Annotated in this window: 21 protein-coding genes; 13 read left to right on the top strand and 8 right to left on the bottom strand. The window is 70.7% G+C overall.

The genetic code is table 11. From position 1 onward, the window contains the following. Nucleotides 1-111 precede the first annotated feature (111 nt). Nucleotides 112-972, bottom strand: coding sequence for a 3-hydroxybutyryl-CoA dehydrogenase (locus ACFQ7F_RS18635; RefSeq protein ID WP_383271622.1), 861 nt, complete (start codon nucleotides 970-972; stop codon nucleotides 112-114). A 180-nt stretch (nucleotides 973-1,152) separates the two neighbouring features. On the opposite strand from ACFQ7F_RS18635, the gene ACFQ7F_RS18630 reads away from it, so the two are divergent. After that, nucleotides 1,153-2,385 carry a glycoside hydrolase family 10 protein gene (locus ACFQ7F_RS18630; protein ID WP_383271620.1) on the top strand — a complete coding sequence of 411 codons (1,233 nt, stop codon included), beginning with the start codon at nucleotides 1,153-1,155 and terminating at the stop codon, nucleotides 2,383-2,385. 18 nt (nucleotides 2,386-2,403) lie between these two features. Here ACFQ7F_RS18630 and ACFQ7F_RS18625 read toward each other — a convergent pair whose 3' ends face one another. Beyond that, nucleotides 2,404-2,598, bottom strand: coding sequence for a DUF1918 domain-containing protein (locus tag ACFQ7F_RS18625; RefSeq protein ID WP_383271618.1), 195 nt, complete (start codon nucleotides 2,596-2,598; stop codon nucleotides 2,404-2,406). Nucleotides 2,599-2,703: 105 nt separating this feature from the next. Beyond that, complete coding sequence (locus tag ACFQ7F_RS18620) at nucleotides 2,704-3,651, bottom strand: DMT family transporter (RefSeq protein WP_383271616.1); 948 nt, start codon at nucleotides 3,649-3,651, stop codon at nucleotides 2,704-2,706. On the opposite strand from ACFQ7F_RS18620, the gene ACFQ7F_RS18615 reads away from it, so the two are divergent. The 3 genes from ACFQ7F_RS18615 (at nucleotide 3,650) to ACFQ7F_RS18605 (ending at nucleotide 6,264) form a co-directional block, all read left to right on the top strand. Then, on the top strand, nucleotides 3,650-5,095 hold the full coding sequence (locus ACFQ7F_RS18615) for a PLP-dependent aminotransferase family protein (protein ID WP_383271614.1): 1,446 nt from the start codon (nucleotides 3,650-3,652) through the stop codon (nucleotides 5,093-5,095). The genes ACFQ7F_RS18620 and ACFQ7F_RS18615 overlap by 2 nt on opposite strands. Nucleotides 5,096-5,163: 68 nt before the next feature. Then, nucleotides 5,164-5,604, top strand: coding sequence for a GNAT family N-acetyltransferase (locus tag ACFQ7F_RS18610; RefSeq protein WP_383271612.1), 441 nt, complete (start codon nucleotides 5,164-5,166; stop codon nucleotides 5,602-5,604). A gap of 81 nt (nucleotides 5,605-5,685) precedes the next feature. After that, entirely contained in the window at nucleotides 5,686-6,264 is a 579-nt protein-coding gene (locus ACFQ7F_RS18605; RefSeq protein WP_383271610.1) for a histidine phosphatase family protein, read from the top strand. Here ACFQ7F_RS18605 and ACFQ7F_RS18600 read toward each other — a convergent pair. The 3 genes from ACFQ7F_RS18600 to ACFQ7F_RS18590 all read right to left on the bottom strand — a co-directional run bounded on the left by ACFQ7F_RS18600 (nucleotide 6,206) and on the right by ACFQ7F_RS18590 (nucleotide 8,287). Beyond that, entirely contained in the window at nucleotides 6,206-6,688 is a 483-nt protein-coding gene (locus ACFQ7F_RS18600; protein ID WP_383271608.1) for a DUF6314 family protein, read from the bottom strand. The two genes, ACFQ7F_RS18605 and ACFQ7F_RS18600, sit on opposite strands and share 59 nt — an antisense overlap. Before the next feature lie 31 nt (nucleotides 6,689-6,719). Next, on the bottom strand, nucleotides 6,720-7,706 hold the full coding sequence (locus ACFQ7F_RS18595) for an aldo/keto reductase (RefSeq protein WP_383271606.1): 987 nt from the start codon (nucleotides 7,704-7,706) through the stop codon (nucleotides 6,720-6,722). 107 nt (nucleotides 7,707-7,813) lie between these two features. Continuing rightward, complete coding sequence (locus ACFQ7F_RS18590) at nucleotides 7,814-8,287, bottom strand: VOC family protein (RefSeq protein ID WP_383271604.1); 474 nt, start codon at nucleotides 8,285-8,287, stop codon at nucleotides 7,814-7,816. A gap of 194 nt (nucleotides 8,288-8,481) precedes the next feature. Between ACFQ7F_RS18590 and ACFQ7F_RS18585 the strand changes: the two genes are divergently transcribed. From ACFQ7F_RS18585 to ACFQ7F_RS18575, 3 genes are all read left to right on the top strand, one after another. Then, nucleotides 8,482-9,153: a HEAT repeat domain-containing protein gene (locus ACFQ7F_RS18585; RefSeq protein ID WP_383271626.1), complete on the top strand. Its 672-nt coding sequence runs from the start codon at nucleotides 8,482-8,484 to the stop codon at nucleotides 9,151-9,153. 30 nt (nucleotides 9,154-9,183) lie between these two features. Beyond that, nucleotides 9,184-10,188 (top strand): MerR family transcriptional regulator, encoded by a 1,005-nt coding sequence (locus ACFQ7F_RS18580; RefSeq protein WP_383271602.1) that lies wholly within the window; start codon nucleotides 9,184-9,186, stop codon nucleotides 10,186-10,188. Between the two features lie 191 nt (nucleotides 10,189-10,379). Further along, nucleotides 10,380-11,330, top strand: coding sequence for an SDR family NAD(P)-dependent oxidoreductase (locus ACFQ7F_RS18575; protein ID WP_383271600.1), 951 nt, complete (start codon nucleotides 10,380-10,382; stop codon nucleotides 11,328-11,330). Nucleotides 11,331-11,415: 85 nt separating this feature from the next. Here ACFQ7F_RS18575 and ACFQ7F_RS18570 read toward each other — a convergent pair whose 3' ends face one another. Beyond that, a complete protein-coding gene (locus ACFQ7F_RS18570) occupies nucleotides 11,416-12,243 on the bottom strand; it encodes a tetratricopeptide repeat protein (RefSeq protein WP_383271598.1) in 828 nt (275 codons plus the stop codon). Between the two features lie 149 nt (nucleotides 12,244-12,392). On the opposite strand from ACFQ7F_RS18570, the gene argC reads away from it, so the two are divergent. The 5 genes from argC to ACFQ7F_RS18545 are packed head-to-tail and all read left to right on the top strand — an operon-like array spanning nucleotide 12,393 to nucleotide 17,277. Continuing rightward, nucleotides 12,393-13,421 carry an N-acetyl-gamma-glutamyl-phosphate reductase gene (gene argC, locus ACFQ7F_RS18565; RefSeq protein WP_383271596.1) on the top strand — a complete coding sequence of 343 codons (1,029 nt, stop codon included), beginning with the start codon at nucleotides 12,393-12,395 and terminating at the stop codon, nucleotides 13,419-13,421. Beyond that, entirely contained in the window at nucleotides 13,418-14,572 is a 1,155-nt protein-coding gene (gene argJ / locus ACFQ7F_RS18560) for a bifunctional glutamate N-acetyltransferase/amino-acid acetyltransferase ArgJ (protein WP_383271594.1), read from the top strand. Before argC ends, argJ begins: the two co-directional genes overlap by 4 nt. Then, complete coding sequence (gene argB, locus ACFQ7F_RS18555) at nucleotides 14,569-15,510, top strand: acetylglutamate kinase (protein ID WP_383271592.1); 942 nt, start codon at nucleotides 14,569-14,571, stop codon at nucleotides 15,508-15,510. The genes argJ and argB overlap by 4 nt, the downstream gene beginning before the upstream one ends. Next, a complete protein-coding gene (locus tag ACFQ7F_RS18550; RefSeq protein ID WP_383271590.1) occupies nucleotides 15,507-16,715 on the top strand; it encodes an acetylornithine transaminase in 1,209 nt (402 codons plus the stop codon). The genes argB and ACFQ7F_RS18550 overlap by 4 nt, the downstream gene beginning before the upstream one ends. Before the next feature lie 7 nt (nucleotides 16,716-16,722). After that, on the top strand, nucleotides 16,723-17,277 hold the full coding sequence (locus tag ACFQ7F_RS18545; RefSeq protein ID WP_383271588.1) for an arginine repressor: 555 nt from the start codon (nucleotides 16,723-16,725) through the stop codon (nucleotides 17,275-17,277). A 180-nt stretch (nucleotides 17,278-17,457) separates the two neighbouring features. Here ACFQ7F_RS18545 and ACFQ7F_RS18540 read toward each other — a convergent pair whose 3' ends face one another. Next, entirely contained in the window at nucleotides 17,458-18,012 is a 555-nt protein-coding gene (locus ACFQ7F_RS18540) for a hypothetical protein (RefSeq protein WP_383271586.1), read from the bottom strand. 115 nt (nucleotides 18,013-18,127) lie between these two features. On the opposite strand from ACFQ7F_RS18540, the gene ACFQ7F_RS18535 reads away from it, so the two are divergent. Continuing rightward, nucleotides 18,128-18,418 (top strand): hypothetical protein, encoded by a 291-nt coding sequence (locus ACFQ7F_RS18535; protein ID WP_383271584.1) that lies wholly within the window; start codon nucleotides 18,128-18,130, stop codon nucleotides 18,416-18,418. Nucleotides 18,419-18,627 lie beyond the last annotated feature (209 nt).

Below are 18,627 nucleotides of genomic sequence, written 5' to 3'. Positions count from 1 at the left end.
CTCGATCGAGTGCCGGGCCCGCGTGAGGTGCGAAGTGCCGGGTGCCGGTGTGAGGCGTACCAGGCGTACGTATCCGCCGTACGTGTCAGTCGTCTGTATCAGCTGTACGTATCAGGCGTACGGATAGAAGCCCGAGCCGGACTTGCGGCCGAGACGGCCGGCGTCCACCATCCGCTGGAGCAGCGGGGGAGCGGCGTACAGCGGCTCCTTGTACTCGGCGTACATGCTGTCCGCGACCGAGGCGACGGTGTCGAGGCCGATCAGGTCGGCGAGCTTGAGCGGGCCCATCGGGTGGGCGCAGCCGAGCTCCATGCCGTTGTCGATGTCCTCGCGGCTCGCGATGCCCGACTCGAACATCCGGATCGCGGAGAGCAGATACGGGATGAGCAGCGCGTTGACCACGAAGCCCGAGCGGTCCTGCGCGCGGATCGCGTGCTTGCCGAGCACCTTCTCGACCATGGACTGCGCCCGGCTGATCGTCCCCTCGGACGTCGTGAGCGCGGGGATCAGCTCCACGAGCTGCTGCACCGGTGCCGGGTTGAAGAAGTGGATGCCGATGACCGCGTCGGGGCGGGACGTCGCGACAGCCAGCTTCACCAGCGGGATGGACGAGGTGTTGGAGGCGAGGATCGCGTCCTGCCGGGTCACCACCTGGTCGAGCACCTGGAAGATCTCGGTCTTGACCGCCTCGTTCTCGACGACCGCCTCGATCACGAGGTCGCGGTCGGAGAACTCCCCGAGGTCGGTCGTGAAGCTGAGACGGGCGAGCGTCTCGTCGCGCTCCTCGTCCGAGATCTTGCCGCGTTCGGCGGCCTTGGAGAGGGAGTTGTAGAGCCGGGTGCGGCCGATCTCCAGGGCCTCGCCGGTGGTCTCGGCGACCTTCACATCGAGTCCGGAGCGGGCGCAGACCTCCGCGATCCCGGCGCCCATCTGGCCACAGCCCACTACTCCGACGCGTTCAATGTCGGGCATAGAGTCGGTCACCTCGTGCCTTTCGCTGATCAACGGGCGGGCAGCCCCCCGTACGGTTGCGGCGTCTGCCCCAGCGGCGAACGTTACTCCGGAACCTCCGGTGCGTGACGTGCCGGGTCGGGCATGCTGTCCCCTACAGACTGCGGTTCCGGCGGATATAGCAGCCCAGGGGGCGAGCGGATGAGGCGTATGTCACGCCGAGGGTTCACGATTGCGGCGGCCACAATGGTGGCGGGGCTCACAGCTGCGGGGGACGCCGCGGCCGTTCCCGAGCGCGCGCCGTCCCGCCGTGAGCTGCGGGGCATGTGGCTGGCGACCGTCGCCAACCGCGACTGGCCGTCGAAGCCCGGCCTCACGGCGGCCCAGCAGCGCGCCGAGCTGATCGGCCATCTCGACACGGCCGTCCGGCGCAAGCTGAACGCGGTGGTCTTCCAAGTGCGCCCCACCGCCGACGCGTTGTGGCCCTCGCCGTACGAGCCGTGGGCGGAGTGTCTGACCGGCGTGCAGGGCAAGCATCCCGGCTGGGACCCGCTGGGCACCGCCGTGACCGAGGCGCACCGCAGGGGCCTTGAACTGCACGCCTGGTTCAACCCCTTCCGTATCGCCAACCACACGGACCCCTCGCGCCTCGTCCCGACACACCCCGCGCGGCTGCACCCGGACTGGGTCGTGCCGTACGGCGGGAAGCTGTACTACAACCCCGGCCTGCCCGAGGTGCGGCGCTTCGTCCAGGACGCGATGCTCGACGCCGTGCGCCACTACGCCATCGACGCCGTGCACTGGGACGACTACTTCTACCCGTATCCGGTCGCCGGGCAGATCTTCGACGACGACGACGCCTTCGCGCGCTACGGCGGCGGCTTCCCGGACCGGGCCGCCTGGCGCCGCGACAACATCGACCGCCTGGTGCGCGAGATGGCGACGCGGGTGAAGAAGGTGCGTAAGCACGTGCAGTTCGGGATCAGCCCGTTCGGGGTCTGGCGCAACGCCTCGACCGATCCGCTCGGTTCGGACACCCAGGCGGGCGTACAGACCTACGACAACCTGCACGCCGACACCCGCGGGTGGGTCAAGAAGGGCTGGCTCGACTACATCTGCCCGCAGCTCTACTGGAACATCGGTTTCACCGTCGCGGACTACGGCAAGCTGCTGCCCTGGTGGGCCGATGTCGTCAGCGGCACGGGCGTGCGCCTCTATGTGGGAGAGGCCCTCTACAAGGCGGGCGATCCGGCGCAGCCCGCGCCCTGGCAGGACCCGGCTGAGCTGTCCCGCCACCTCACGTACGCCAAGGGGTTCCCGCAGGCGCGCGGGCATGTGTACTTCTCGGCGAAGGAAGTGGGCGTGGACAAGAACGGTGCGATGGCGCGCGTGGTCGCCGACCACTACCGCAAGCCGGTCAAGCCGCCCCGCTGATCCGCTCCAGCCGAACAGTTACTGAGCCGGGTCCTGGTGTCGTACGACAGTGTCGGGGCCCGGTGACATCAGCGTCTCGTGGCCGTCCTCGAAGCGGACGCGGTACGGCGGGCCGCCGTCCGCGCCGAGCACCTCGACGACCTCCCCGATCCGGTCGTGCTGCCCGACGGTCCTGCCGTGCAGCACCAGCTCGTCGCCTACGGTTGCACGCATCTGGAGCGACCTCCTCGTCCCACCCTGCGGTTGCTTTCCGTGGCCGCAAGTCTACGTCCGGTGGGGGAAGCTGAGGCCTGGCCGTCGGCGCCTGGAGCGAGAGACCTAGCCGCGCGCCCGTTGGGTGACCGCGATGCACACGAGGACGGCGGCCGCGGTCAGTGGCGCGGCGGGCGTGAGGTGCTCGCCGAGCAGGAACACCGACCAGACCAGGGTGAGCAGCGGCTGCGCGAGCTGGAGCTGGCTGGCCTTGGGGACGCCGATCGCCGCCATGCCGCGGTACCAGACGACCAGGCCGAGGAACTGCGAGCCGATGGCGGAGTAGAGGAGCCCGGCGGTGCTGTGCCCGGTGAGCTGGAAGGCCTCGTGCTGGAGGGCGAGCGTCGCGCCGATCGCGGCGAGCGGCAGGCACAGGACGAGTGCCCAGCCGATGACCTGCCAGCCCGGCATCTCGCGGGCGAGCCGGCCGCCCTCGGTGTAACCGGCCGCGCAGATCAGCAGTGAGCCGAAGAGGTAGAGGTCCGCGGACGACAGGGCGCCGCCGCTCTGCTGCACGGTGAACGCGATCACCGCGGCCGCACCCGCCAGGGCCGCCACCCAGAACATCCGCGAGGGGCGTGCCCCGGTGCGCAGCGCCGAGAACACGGCGGTCGTCAGGGGGAGCAGGCCGACGACCACGGCCGCGTGGGCGGTGGTGGAGGTCTGCAGGGCGAGCGTGGTGAGCAGCGGGAAGCCGATGACGACTCCGGCGCCGACGACGGCGAGCCCGGCCCAGTGGCGGCGGGCGGGCAGCGGGACGCGCAGGGCGAGCAGGGCGCCGCCCGCTATGACCGCGCTCAGGACGGCGCGCAGGGCCACGAACGACCAGGGGCCGATGCCCTCGAGGCCCCAGGCGGTGGAGGGGAAGGTGAGCGAGAAGGCGGTGACGCCGAGTGCGGCCATGACGGTGCCGCTGCGGCGGGAGCTGTTGCCCGTGCCCGTGATCGTGCCGGTGGGCGTGGTCGTAGTAACTGCTATCCGACTCGGGCGAGTAGCGCTATCCTGTGCTGTCATGTACGAGGGTAGCAGTGTCGCTGATTTGGCAAGACAGTTGCGGGACGAGGTTGACCGCTACTCGCCAGGTGGAAAGCTGCCGTCGAGTCGAGCGCTTGTCGACCGGTTCCGGGTGAGTCCGGTGACCGTGTCGCGGGCCCTGGGGCAGCTGGCCGCCGAGGGTCTTGTCGTCACGCGGCCCGGCGCCGGTGTCTTCCGCGCCGAGCCGCAGACCGCTGCCGCGCCCGCGGGGGACACCTCGTGGCAGGAGGTGGCGCTGAGCGCGGATGTGGCGACGGAGCTGGTGCCGCGCGCCGTGGACGCCTCCGGGGTCGTGGTCACGCTCGCGGCGCCGTCGCCCGGCGTCATCGAGTTCAACGGCGGCTATCTGCATCCTTCGCTGCAGCCCGAGCGCGCGATGGCGTCGGCCCTCGCGCGGGCCGGACGGCGGCCCGGCGCATGGGGGAGGCCGCCGCTCGACGGGCTTCCCGAGCTGCGGGAGTGGTTCGCGCGGGGCATCGGCGGCGCGATCACGGCCGCCGAGGTGCTGATCACCGCGGGCGGCCAGAGCGCGCTCACCACGGCGCTGCGAGCGCTCGCCCCGCCCGGGGCGCCGGTCCTCGTCGAGTCGCCGACGTATCCCGGCATGCTGGCGATCGCCCGCGCGGCGGGGCTGCGTCCTGTGCCGGTGCCGGTGGACACGGACGGCGTACGTCCCGACCTGCTCGCCGCGGCGTTCAAGGCCACGGGGGCGCGGGTGTTCGTCTGCCAGCCGCTCTTCCAGAATCCGACGGGGGCGGTGCTCTCGCCGGAGCGCCGCCCCGAGGTCCTTCGCATCGCGCGCGAGGCCGGGGCCTTCGTCATCGAGGACGACTTCGTGCGCCGCCTCGTCCACGAAGACGCGGGTCCGCTGCCCAGGCCGCTGCAGTCCGACGACCCGGACGGAGTCGTCGTGCACGTCTGCTCGCTCACCAAGGCCACCTCACCGAGCTTCCGGGTGAGCGCCCTCGTCGCGCGCGGACCGGTCCTCGAACGGCTGCGCGCGATCCAGGTCGTCGACCACTTCTTCGTGCCGAGACCGCTTCAGGAGGCGGCGCTCGAACTGGTCGGTTCCCCGGCGTGGCCCCGCCATCTCCGGGACGTGGCGCGCGAGTTGAAGGAGCGCAGGGACGCGATGGCGGCGGCCCTGCGCCTGAACCTGCCCGAACTCGCCCTGCCGCACATCCCCGCGGGCGGCTACCTCCTGTGGCTGCGCCTGCCCGACGGCACGAACGAGACGGACCTGGTGGGCGCGGCCTCGCGAGCGGGCGTCGCGGTGGCCCCCGGCCGCGCGTACTTCGCCGCCGAACCCCCGGCGGCGTACCTGCGGTTGAGCTTCGCGGCGGTCGCGGGCATGGGGGAGATCGGCGAGGGGGTGCGCAGGCTCCGGACGGCGTGTGACGAGGTGCGCGGGGCGTCCGGCTGAGGTCCGCCCCGCGCCGCCGGGTGAAATCCGCTCGACGGTCCGTCGGGGCGCCTGCCAGCCTTGCGACCATGACCGACGCACTTCACACCCTTCCCGCGGGGTACGAGATCTCCACCGACGCCGCACGCCTCGACGCCGCCCGCGTCCATCGATGGCTCTCCACGGACGCGTACTGGGCGATGGGGCGGGCCCGCGAGAAGCAGGACCGGGCGATCGCCGGATCGCTCAACTTCGGGGTCTACGAGGAAGCCTCCGGCGAGCAGGTCGCGTACGCCCGCGTGGTGACGGACCGGACGACCTTCGCCTGGCTCTGTGACGTGTACGTCGACCGGGCGGTGCGGGGCAAGGGCTTCGGGAGCGCGCTCGTGGCCGCGGTCAGGGACCATCTGGAGCCGTACGGTCTGCGGCGGATTCTGCTGGCTACGGCCGATGCGCACGGGGTGTACGAGAAGGTCGGATTCGGTGCCCTCGAAGACCCGGCGAAGTGGATGGCGCTCGGCAGACAGTGAGCGGCTCCCCGGGCGCGATGACCGCGTACGTACTCACGGCGAAGCCTTGACCTGCACAGCCACGCACCCCACGATCACCGCATGCACGTTCGTGTATCGCTCATAGCCGCCGCGCGAAGCGGCTCGCTGCTCGCCGAGCGTTTCGACGACGACCGGCCGCTCGACCAGGCGGGATGGCACGAGATCCAGCTCGCCGCACCCGCGCTGCTTCCGCTCGGCGTGGCCGAGCTGCGCTACTGCTCGCCCACGCCGCGCAGCCGCGCGACCGGCGACGCCCTCGGCTTCGCGCCCCTGGCCCAACCGGCCCTGCGGGACTGCGACATGGGGCGCTGGCGCGGTCTGACCCTCGGTGACGTGACGGCGAGCGAACCGGCCGCCGTCGAGGCCTGGCTGCGCGACCCGCGCTCGGCGCCGCACGGCGGAGAGTCGCTCCTCGCGTTCATCTCGCGGATCGGCGGCTGGCTGGACACACGACCCGTCGACGACGGCTCACGGATCCTCGCGGTGGCCGAGCCCGCGGTGGTCCGCGCGGCCCTCGTCTACGCCCTGAAGGCGCCCCCGGCGACGTACTGGAACATCGACGTCCACCCCCTGTCGACGGTCACGCTGACCGGTCACGGCGGTCGCTGGAACCTGCGGATCGCGTATACGCGGTCGTGAGGATCAGGTCTTTGGCGGGTCCTGCCACCCGCCACCGCATCCGCCAGCGCCGCTCGTCGTACACCTCGAACTCACCCCGGTAGAGGTCGAGCGCGCACGGATGGTCGGCGGTGTGCCTGCCGGTGCGCAGGTCCAGATCGTGGAAGGGACGGCCGTCGGCGAAGTGCACATGTGCGGTGGCCGGGTCGTCGCCCGGCAGGAAACGCAGCGTGCGTTCGGCGGGGCGGGCGGTACCCCGCCAGACGAAGGTGCCGGACTCGTGATGCAGGAGGCCGCCACCGCCGTCGTCAAGGGGCGTGAACACCGTCGTGCCCGTGAAGTGCCCCTCCGCGTTCCCGGCCAGGTCCTGTGCCGTCCGCTCGACCGTCCACTCACCGGCCAGGTACGCGAGCACGTCCGGCACCGCGTAGTACGCGTCGTTCATGATCCGCACTTTACTCGGGGTGCTTCTCCTTCTACTTCTCGACGAAGCCGAGGCTGTTCTCGTCGTAGCGCGTTCCCGCGACCGTACCGGCGGGGGCCACCGCTTCGATCGCCGCGAGCTCATCGGCGGACAGCTCGACGGCGAGTGCGCCCAGGTTCTCCGTGAGGTACTTCTCCCGGCGCGTGCCCGGAATCGGCACCACGTTGTCGCCGCGGTGCTGCACCCAGGCCAGGGCGAGCTGCCCCGCGGTAACGCCCTTCTTGGCGGCGAGCGCGTCGAGGGCGGCCACGATGGACAGGTTCCGTTCGAGGTTCCCGTCGGCGAACCGCGGCTGCCCGCGCCGCATGTCGCCTTCCTGGAGGCTGTCGACGGAGGTGTACCGCCCGGTCAGGAAGCCGCGCCCGAGCGGCGAGAACGGTACGACGCCGATGCCGAGCTCCCCGCAGACCGGTGCGATCTCCGCCTCCAGATCGCGCGTCCACAGCGACCACTCGCTCTGCAGCGCGGCGATCGGATGCACCGCGTGCGCCCGTCGGATCGTCTGCGCGCTCGCCTCGGAGAGCCCGATGTGGCGTATCTTCCCGGCCTCGACGAGCTCGGCCAGCGCGCTGACGGTCTCCTCGATCGGCACGCTCTGATCGACCCGGTGCAGGTAGTACAGGTCGATGTGGTCGATGCCGAGGCGCCGCAGCGACGCCTCGCACGCCTGTCGTACGTAGGCGGCGTCGCCCCTGATCTTCGTCGGTTCACCGGGTCCGTTGGCGAAGCCGAACTTCGTGGCGACGACGGCCTGCTCACGCCGCCCGGCAAGCGCGCGGCCGACCAGCTCTTCGTTGTGCCCCGCGCCGTAGATGTCGGAGGTGTCGAGCAGGGTGACGCCGAGGTCGAGGGCGCGGTGGATCGTCGCGATCGACTGTGCGTCGTCCGCGGCGCCGTACGCGTGACTCATCCCCATGCAGCCGAGCCCCTGCGCGGAAACGGTCAGTCCTCCGAGACCGCGGGTGGGAATGCCGGTCATGGCGGTACCTCCAGGTGGATCCGTGTGCCCTGTTCGGGGCGGACGGATCCGACCTTAGGAGTTGGAGTCGACTCCAAGTCAAGCCATTTGACCTGGCGTTGAGGCGGTCACTTACCGTCCGCCGCCGCGTACAGCGCCGCCACGTCGAGCTTCTTCATGCCGAGCATGGCCGCCATGGCGCGCTGTGCCCGCCCCTGGTCGGGGTCGGACATGAGCTTGCCCAGGTCGGCGGGGACGACCTGCCAGGAGAGCCCGAACCTGTCCTTGAGCCAGCCGCACGGGCCTTCCTCGCCGCCCTCGGAGAGCTTCGTCCAGTAGTGGTCGACCTCTTCCTGGTCGGCACAGTCGATCGAGAAGGAGATCGCCTCGTTGAAGGTGAACTGGGGGCCGCCGTTGAGCACCATGTACGGCCGGCCGTCGAGCTCGAACTCCACGGTCATCACGGTCCCGGCCGGTCGGGGCCCGGCATCGCCGTAGTGCGAGACATTCGTGATCTTCGAGTTGGGGAAGACCGAGACGTAGAACTCGGCGGCGTCCTTGCCCTGCGTGTCGAACCAGAGGGTGGGCGTGATCCGGGGCATGACTCTCTCCTGTCGTCGGCGGAGCGCGTGTCTGTCTACCTGTTACCTGTACTGACCCTTCCTCCCGCACAAACTCATCGAGCGTCGCCGTTGGACCTCGTGCGATCTCATCGTGCGACGCGGCGCTTCAGCTCGCCCTGTTTGACCTTGACACGGTGGCAAGGTCTTCACTGCTCGTCGAGGAGGTGGTCTCGATGACGACCACGACGCATGACACGGACGCGCTACGAGCGCTCCGGGCGCTGGAGGACGACCGTTCGTCGGTGCGACTGCGAGCTGCTCTGGCGGTCGGTACGGCGCCCGACCCGCGCTTCGTCGACAAGCTCGTCGAGCGATGCGCGATCGAACCCGAGTTCTTCGTCCGCGACATGCTGACCTGGGCGCTCACCCGCCATCCGGTGTCCATGACGCTCCCCGGCCTTGTCCGCGAGGTCCGCTCGGAGCGTCCGCAGGCCCGGAGCCAGGCGCTGCACACGCTGTCCAAGATCGGGGACCGGCGGGCGTGGCCGGCGATCACACGGACGCTGCTGTCCGACAGCGACGACGAAGTGGCCCGGAGCGCCTGGCGGGCGGCGGTCCTGCTCGTACCGGAAGGCGAGGAGTCCGCGCTGGCCACGGTCCTTGCGACGCAGCTAGGGCGCGGTGAGCGGGAGACGCAGCTGAGCCTCAGCCGGGCGCTGGTCGCGCTGGGTGAAGTGATCGCGCCGGCCCTGCGTGCGGCGACGGCGGCCCCTGACCCGCGTGTGCGCACGCACGCGCTCGCCACGGAACGGCTGCTGCGCGACCCGGACACCGGATTCGAGTTCGCGATCGAGGAGGCCAAGCGCGTGGTGGCCCTCGGCGGATCCGGCCAGGAGGGACGATAGGACGCAGGGACGCGGGAGGGACAACAGGACGTGTTGATCGGTGAGGTGGCGCGACGGTCCGGGGTCAGTGCCCGCATGCTCCGGCATTACGAGTCGCTCGGTCTTGTGCGGCCTTCGGGTCGTACGGGCTCCGGCTATCGGGAGTACTCGGGGCAGGACATCCGGCGGATCTTCCATGTCGAGAGCCTGCGGTCGCTGGGGCTTTCGCTGCGTGAGATCGGGCGTGCGCTCGACGACCCCGACTTCGTGCCGTCGGCGCTCGTCGACGACCTCATCCTGCGGACACGCGAACGCATCGCGGCCGAGACCGAGCTGCTCACGCGGCTGCGCAGGATCGATGCCGCGGACCCCGCGGGCTGGGAGGACGTCCTCCAGGTCGTCGCGCTGCTCCAGGCCCTCGGCTCGAAGAGCGCCGACGCCCGCCAGCGCGCGGCCCTCTCCTCGGTCGACGAGGTTCCGGTGCCGGTGGAGGCCCTGGTCGAGGCGGCACTCGGCGAGACGGATCCGAACGTCGCAGGGGCCCTTCGATGGGCGCTGGCGCGATCGGGCGACGGCGGCCCGGCGCTCCTTGCACAGGGCCTCGGCTCACCGGTGGCCGCGGTGCGCGAACGTGCCGTCCGGTCCCTCGCCGAGATGCCCGGCGACGAGGCCGACGCGCGGCTGCGGGATGCCCTCGCCGGCCCCGACGCCGTGGTCCGCGGGTATGCGGCTCTGGCGCTCGGGGCACGTGGTGCGGCCGATGTGGTCCCGACGCTCGTCGACATGATCGTGGAGGGAAGGAACGACACCGATGCGGCCGATGTACTGAGCGTGCTGGCGAGTGACACCGCGGGGGCCGATCGGATCGCGGCCAGGCTCGTCGACCGCCTCGCCCACGACGCCACCGGGGCACCCGCACGCGGACGGCTGACCCAGGCCCTTGCGGGCATCCCGGGGGCGAGGACATCACGTGCCCTCGTGGAGCTGTCGCACGACGAGGACCGCGCCGTCGCGCTGACCGCGGCGTACTTGCTTCAGCTGCGCGGCGCGCGGTAGCTGAGGCGCTGACCTCGACTGACCTCTGCGGCTGGTCGGCGCCGTCTGTAGGCGGGATGTCGGCACCCCGGCCGCGGCGGTCGGTGATCCGTAGGCGATCTGTCGGTCCTTACTGGAACTGTGCATGGCAGGCCGCTCCGCCGGGGGCGTCCGCAACCGTCTCGTCCTGCCGGATCAAAGGAGCTGCCGATATGCCGCCGACGTCCTCCGCCCCGCCCTGGGATGTTCACCGGCTGCCGCGTGCCGAGGGCAGCAGCGTCCTGGTCACCGGCGGCAACGCGGGCATCGGATACTTCATCGCGGAACAGCTTTCCGCGACCGGGGCCACCGTCGTCCTCGGCAGCCGGGACCCGGCGCGCGCCGAAGCCGCCATCACCTCGATCCGCTCGCACGTGCCCGGCGCGGACGTGCGCGCCGTACGCCTTGACCTTGCCGACCCGGCATCGCTCAGGGCGGCGGCGGAATCTCTGGAGGTACACGCTCTCGATGCGGTGGTCCACAATGCCGGCGTCGCCCTGGACGACCCGCCGCGTCGTGAGACAGGGGACGGTCATGAACTCATGTTCGGCACGAATCACCTCGGGCATTTCGCGCTGACCGCCCGGCTGATGCCGCTGCTGTCGGCCGCACCGGCGGCACGTGTCGTGACCGTCGGCAGTTTCGCGGCGAAATCGGAACGCCTTGACCTGGACGACCTCCAATCCCGGCGGGACTACCGGGCCAAGCGCACCTACGGACGGTCCAAGCTGGCACAGATGTACTTCGGGCTCGAACTCGACCGCCGCCTGCGCGCCCTCGGCAGCCCGGTGCAGAGCCTGGTGGTCCACCCCGGCGGCGCCCTGGACTCCCTCACCCCGCCACGACCGCCGGTCCATGCGCGAAGCGCCGGCGCGCGGCTGCGCGCAGCACCCGCCGCCCTGCTCGTCCAGGGCAAGCACGCCGGTGCCTGGCCGGCGGTGCGAGCGGTGCTCGACCCGGCGGCGCGCGGCGGACAGCTGTGGGGACCACACCTCTTCGGCCTGCGGGGCACACCTCGGCAAGAAGCGGTATGGAGCCAACTCTCCGACACCGCCGTCGCGGCACGGCTGTGGGAGGCCAGCTGCCACCTGACCGACGTCGACCCCGGCAACCTGCGCGGATAGGCCGGGCGAGCGGACGTGCCGAGCGTGAGCCTCGCCGACTGTTTCAGCGGGACGTGCGCGATGGGAGGGGGCATCGCGCGCCCGGTCAAGCGCCGTCTATGCGATCGAGCAGCGCCCGAGCCTCGACGGTGCGGCGGTGGTCCGGGCCGAAGGAGGCCAGGCAGGCGTCATGAGCGGCTGCGGCCTGGAGGCGGGCTTCGGAGGGGTGGCCCTGCCCCAGGAGGGCGGTGGCCGCGGCCAGCTCGACGGCGCCGGTCTCTGGGTGGCACTCCTCCGCGGGCAGGCTGCGACGCAGTTCGCCGGCGCGCTCCGCCTCGGCGAGGGCTTCCTCGTGGCGGGCCTGGCCGTTGAGGCTGCGGGCCAGGCCGAGCCGCAGGACCAGGGAAAGGCGGTCCGGTTCGCGAAGGGCGGCCAGGGCCTCGCGGGCGAGCACTTCGGCCTCCGGGTGGCGTCCCCGCGCGTTGAGGGCGAAGACCAGTCCGTTGCGGGCGGCCGCCGCTATGACCTGCATCTCCGGGCCTGCGCCGCGGGCCGCGATCCGGGCGACGGCCGTACCCTCTGCCTCACACTCGGCGTGCCGACCGAGCGCGGTCAGCTGCTGGGTGCGGTCCGAGCGCAGTTTCAGGGTCTGCCAGTGATCGGCTCCAAAGATCCTGCCGAAGGTCGGCAGCGCTTCGTCGTATGTGGCGAGGGCCTCGGCGTGGCGGCCCTGGGCGCCCGTGGCGAGCGCGGCGATGCCCAGCGCCAGCGGTGCGTACTTGTCGTCGCGTGGCCGCGACCGGGCCACGGCGCGGGCATCGGCCTCCGCCTCGGCATAACGCCCGGCCTCGTACAGGGCTATGGCCTCGGACAAAGGGGGCCTCGACAACCGCCTGGCGTCGCCTTTTCGACCGCGCGGCCGGAAGAATTTCATGGCCGGAGCTTACGGATGGACGCCGAACCTGCGCGGCATACGCAATTTGAGCATTACTGGACGGACCGTATGGGACGCTGTGGATCGACACCGTCATTGCATAAAACTGCGGCTATGCGTATAGTCATGCTCTCCACGAGGAGGGTTCCATGGCGGTACGTGCAGCAGTGGCAGGAGCGAGTGGGTACGCGGGCGGTGAATTGTTGCGTCTGCTGCTCGTCCACCCCGAGGTGGAGATCGGCGCTCTGACGGGCAACTCGAACGCGGGCCAGCGACTGGGTGCGCTGCAGCCGCACCTGATGCCGCTCGCCGACCGTGTCCTGGAGCCGACCACCGCCGAGGTTCTCGCCGGTCACGATGTCGTCTTCCTCGCGCTTCCCCACGGCCAGTCCGCGGCTGTCGCCGAGCAGCTCGGCCCGGACGTCCTCGTCGTCGACATGGGCGCCGACTTCCGGCTGAAGGACGCGGCCGACTGGGAGAAGTTCTACGGCAGCGAGCACGCCGGGACCTGGCCCTACGGTCTGCCCGAACTGCCGGGCGCCCGCGCGGCCCTCGAAGGGTCCAAGCGCATCGCGGTGCCCGGCTGCTATCCGACGGCCGTCTCGCTCGCGCTCTTTCCCGCGTACGCCGCCGGGCTCGCCGAGGCCGAAGCGGTCATCGTCGCCGCTTCCGGGACCTCGGGCGCGGGCAAGGCCGCCAAGCCGCACCTGCTGGGCTCCGAGGTCATGGGCTCCATGTCTCCGTACGGCGTCGGCGGCGTACACCGGCACACCCCGGAGATGATCCAGAACCTGTCCGCCGCCGCGGGCACCCCCGTCACCGTCTCCTTCACGCCCACCCTCGCCCCGATGCCCCGCGGCATCCTCGCCACATGCAGTGCGAAGGCGACGGACGGCGTCACCGCCGAGTCCGTGCGCGCCGTGTACGAGAAGGCCTTCGCGGACGAGCCGTTCGTGCACCTGCTCCCCGAGGGACAGTGGCCGGCGACCGCCGCGGTGTACGGCTCGAACGCCGTGCAGATCCAGGTCGCGTACGACGAGGCGGCGGGGCGCGTCATCGTGATCAGCGCCATCGACAACCTCGCCAAGGGCACCGCCGGCGGCGCGGTGCAGAGCATGAACATCGCACTCGGGCTCCCCGAGGAGCTCGGACTTTCCACGATCGGAGTGGCACCGTGAGCGTCACGGCAGCACAGGGATTCACGGCGGCGGGCATCGCCGCCGGAATCAAGGAGAACGGCAACCCGGACCTGGCCCTCGTGGTCAACACCGGGCCCCGCCTGGCCGCTGCGGGCGTCTTCACCTCCAACCGCGTCAAGGCCGCCCCCGTCCTCTGGTCGGAGCAGGTCGTCAAGGGCGGACTCGTCTCGGCCGTCGTCCTCAACTCCGGTGGCGCCAACGCCTGTACGGGCCCGCAGGGCTTCCAGGACACGCACGCCACTGCCGAGAAGGTCGCCGAGACCCTCGACCTGAACGCGGGCGAGGTCGCCGTCGCGTCGACGGGACTCATCGGCGTCACACTCCCCATGGACAAGCTCCTGCCGGGTGTCGAGAGCGCGGCCGGTGAACTCTCCGCGCACGGCGGCGAGAAGGCCGCCATCGCCATCAAGACCACCGACAGCGTGCACAAGACGGCCGTGGTCGCCAAGGACGGCTGGACGGTCGGCGGCATGGCGAAGGGCGCGGGCATGCTCGCCCCCGGGCTCGCCACGATGCTCGTCGTCCTCACCACGGACGCCGACCTCGAAGCCGGTGTCCTGGACAAGGCGCTGCGCGACGCCACAAAGGTTACCTTCGACCGTGTCGACTCCGACGGCTGCATGTCGACGAACGACACGGTGCTCCTTCTTGCCTCCGGTGCCTCTCAAGTCACCCCGGAGTACGCCGAGTTCGCCGATGCCGTCCGCACTGTCTGCGACGACCTCGCCCGCCAGCTCATCGGCGACGCCGAGGGCGCGAGCAAGGACATCCGGATCGAGGTCGTCAACGCCGCCTCCGAGGACGACGCCGTAGAGGTGGGCCGCTCCATCGCCCGCAACAACCTCCTCAAGTGCGCCCTCCACGGCGAGGACCCCAACTGGGGCCGGGTGCTCTCCGCCATCGGCACCACGAAGGCCGCCTTCGAGCCCGACCAGCTGAACGTCGCCATCAACGACGTCTGGGTCTGCAAGAACGGCAGCGTGGGCGAGGACCGCGACCTCGTCGACATGCGCTACCGGGAAATCAAGATCACCGCGGATCTGGCGGCAGGCACCACCGAGCCGGTGGTGATCTGGGCCAACGACCTCACCGCCGACTACGTCCACGAGAACAGCGCGTACGCCTCATGAGCAGTCATACGAGCGGCAACCCGACCGCACGCAAGCACACCGCGCTCCCCAAGGCGCAGATCCTCATCGAGGCGCTGCCCTGGCTGACCCGGCACCGCGGCAAGACCGTCGTCATCAAGTTCGGCGGCAACGCCATGATCGACGAGGAGCTGAAGGCCGCCTTCGCCCAGGACGTCGTCTTCCTGCACCACGCGGGCCTGCGGCCCGTCGTCGTGCACGGCGGCGGACCGCAGATCAGCGCGGCCCTCGACCGGCACGGCATCGTCAGCGAGTTCAAGGCGGGCCTGCGGGTCACCACCGAGGACGCCATGGACGTCGTACGCATGGTGCTCGCAGGACAGGTCCAGCGCGAGCTCGTCGGCCTGCTCAACCAGCACGGCCCGCTCGCCGTCGGCCTCACCGGCGAGGACGCGCACACCATCACCGCAACCAAGCACCAGCCCCGTATCGAGGGCGAGTTGGTCGACATCGGCCGGGTCGGTGAGATCACCGAGATCGACACCGGCGCCATCGAGGCCCTGCTCGCGGACGGCCGCATCCCGGTCGTCTCCTCGATCGCCCGCTCCCAGGACGACGGACATGTCTACAACGTCAATGCTGATACGGCGGCTGCGGCACTTGCGGCTGCGCTGGACGCCGAGACCCTCATGGTCCTCACGGACGTCGAGGGCCTCTATGAGGACTGGCCCCACAGCGACGAGGTGATCAGCCGCCTGACCGCGAAGGAGCTGGAGAAGCTCCTTCCCGAGCTGGCCAGCGGCATGGTCCCGAAGATGGAGGGCTGCCTGCACGCCGTGCGCAACGGCGTCGAGACGGCCCGCGTGATCGACGGACGGGTCCAGCACTCGATCCTGCTCGAGATCTTCACCGACGAGGGCATCGGCACGATGGTCGTGCCGGACGCACCTGAGGACGATATGGAGGGGGCAGCGGCATGACCGGCAACGAGGAGCTGACCCAGCGCTGGCGGGACGCGCTGATGGACAACTACGGCACCCCCAGGCTGCCCCTCGTCCGCGGCGCGGGCAGCAAACTGTGGGACGCCGACGGCAAGGAGTACGTCGACTTCGTCGGCGGCATCGCGGTCAACGCGCTCGGCCACGCCCACCCGGCGATCGTCGAGGCGGTCAGCACCCAGATCGCGTCCCTCGGACACGTCTCCAACCTCTTCATCGCCGAGCCGCCGGTCGCCCTTGCCGAACGGCTGCTCCAGCTGTTCGGGCGCACGGGCCGGGTGTACTTCTGCAACTCCGGCGCCGAGGCCAACGAAGGCGCCTTCAAGATCGGCCGCCTGACCGGGCGTTCGCACATGGTCGCCACGGACGGCGGGTTCCACGGCCGGACCATGGGCGCGCTCGCGCTCACCGGCCAGCCGGGGAAGCAGGAGCCGTTCCTGCCGCTGCCCGGTGACGTCACACATGTCCCGTACGGGGACGTGGAGGCCCTGCGGTCCGCGGTCACCGAAGAGACCGCCCTCGTCATCATCGAACCCGTCCAGGGCGAGAACGGCGTCATCGTGCCGCCCGCGGGCTACCTCAAGGCGGCCCGCGACATCACCAGGGAAACCGGCGCGCTGCTCGTCCTCGACGAGGTGCAGACCGGAATCGGCCGCACCGGGCACTGGTTCGAGTACCTCGCGCACGAGGGCGTGGAGCCCGACGTCGTCACGCTCGCGAAGGGTCTGGGCGGCGGTCTTCCGCTCGGCGCCACGGTCGCTTTCGGCGCGGCGGCCGAGCTGCTCAAGCCCGGCCACCACGGAACCACGTTCGGCGGGAACCCCGTGGCCTGCGCCGCGGGACTCGCGGTGCTCGACACGATCGAGGCCGACGGGCTCCTGGACAACGTGAAGCGGGCGAGCGGGAAACTGCGCGACGGAATCGAGTCACTCGGACACCCGCTCGTGGGCCATGTCCGGGGTGCGGGCCTGCTGCTGGGTATCGTGCTCACCGAGCCGCTCGCGCCCCAGGCACAGCAGGCGGCTCAGGACGCCGGCTTCCTGGTCAACACGCCCGCCCCCGATGTCGTACGGCTGATGCCGCCGCTGAACGTGCGCGACGACGAGGTGGACGCGTTCCTCCGGGCCCTGCCCGGCGTGCTTGACCGGGCCACCGCGGCGGGCGGGGACGGACGATCCGGAGAATGAGACGACGATGAGTCAGGCGCAAGGCAACGAGCACGTGGAACACCCGGATCACGCCGGGCCCGCCGTGCCGCAGACCCGCACCGCACGCCACCGCCGGATCGTGGACATCCTCAACCGGCAGCCGGTGCGCTCCCAGAGCCAGCTGGCGAAGCTGCTCGCCGACGACGGCCTCACGGTCACGCAGGCGACGCTCTCGCGGGACCTGGACGAGCTGAACGCCGTGAAGATCCGCAATGCCGAGGGCGACCTCATCTACGCGGTGCCGAGCGAGGGCGGCTTCCGCACGCCGCGGGCCCCCCTCGGGGAGTCCGCCAAGGAGGAGCGGATGCGCCGCCTCTCCTCGGAGCTCCTGATCTCCGCGGAGGCCTCGGCCAACCTGGTCGTCCTGCGGACGCCGCCGGGTGCCGCACAGTTCCTCGCCTCGGCGATCGACCAGGCGGAGCTGCATGACATCTTGGGGACGATCGCGGGGGACGACACGCTGATGCTGATCAGCCGGGAGGCCACGGGGGGTCAGGCGCTGGCGGATCATTTGCTGCGCTTGGCGTCGAACGAGCACTGATTTGTCCCCAACCCCGCCCCTTCCCGGCTGCATCTATTGGCGGCTTCGCCGCGCAGGGGCTCCGCCCCAGACCCCGGTCCTCAATCGCCGGACGGCTGAAAGATTTCAGCCTGTCCGGCGTTTGAGGACGAACTCGGCGAAGCCGGTGATGACGGCGCCCAGGGCCCCGCGTGGCCGCCCTCAGCCCTTCGCCAGGTCCCCCGCCGACGGCACCTTGTCCTTGACCTCCGCGCCCGCCCCCTTGCCCGCGTCCTTCACCTTGTTGATGACGTCATCGAAGGAGTTCACGACCGAGTCCGTCGAATCCCCCTTGCGCAACTTCGAAGGGAGGTCCTTCAACGCATCGATCCCCGCCGTCAGCGGCGCCACCGCCTTGGCCAGCGTCGGATCACCCTTGGCGTTCTTCGACGCCGCCTTGAGGCGGTTGTAGGCGAGCGTCCCCGCGAGCCCGGCCTTGATCAGGGCGAACTTCCGCCCGTCGGCCCCCTTCTTGAACTTCCCCGCGCGAAACGGCTTCACGATCCACTGGTAGGTCGCCCCCGCGGCGATCCCCGCGTTCGCCACGAACCGCGTCTTCGCGAACTTCTGCTTCTGCGCGGAACTGGTGGCGGACGGTGTGGACGCCGAGTCAGCGGCGTCGGCGTCGTCGTTGCACGCGGTCAACCCAGCGAGCAGGGCTCCGCACAGCACAGGGGTGACGAGCGACCGGCGTACGGTCGCAGCGGACAGCAGCACGGGGACCTCCGGGAGTGGACAGCTCTCCCGGCAGCCTCACCCCCGACAGCGGGGCCCGCCACCCGGGCGAGTCCGTACGGGTTTCATCCAAGCCGAACCTGGTACCCGTCCCCCCATGTCCACCAGACAAGCACGTGGCAGCACTGCAGCGAGGGTCGTCGTCATCGTCGCGGACGTGATGGCCATCATCCTCGGCCTGTGGATCCTCATGTATCTGTTGGACGCGAACCGCGCCAACGATCTCGTCCAATTCATCCACGACGCGGCCCGCTGGCTGGCCGGCTGGTCGCACGACCTGTTCACGTTCGACGAGGCTTGGGCCCGAGTCGTCTGCGGCTACGGCCTGGCAGCCCTCGTATACGTCTTCATCGGCCACGCCATCGCAGGACAACTACGCCGCCACTGAGCAGCACCACAGCCAAACCACCCCGCCCCCCGACACGCTCACCGCACGACCCGGGGGTCCGGGGGCACCCCCCGGAAAAACACAGCACGTTCGACGAGGCTTGGGCCCGAGTGGTCTGCGGCTACGGCCTGGCAGCCCTCGTATACGTCTTCATCGGCCACGCCATCGCAGGACAACTACGCCGCCACTGAGCAGCACCACAGCCAAAC

It is taken from the genome of Streptomyces sp. NPDC056486, assembly GCF_042795295.1.
GTDB lineage: Bacteria > Actinomycetota > Actinomycetes > Streptomycetales > Streptomycetaceae > Streptomyces.
This window is presented reverse-complemented; position numbering and strand designations above follow the sequence as displayed.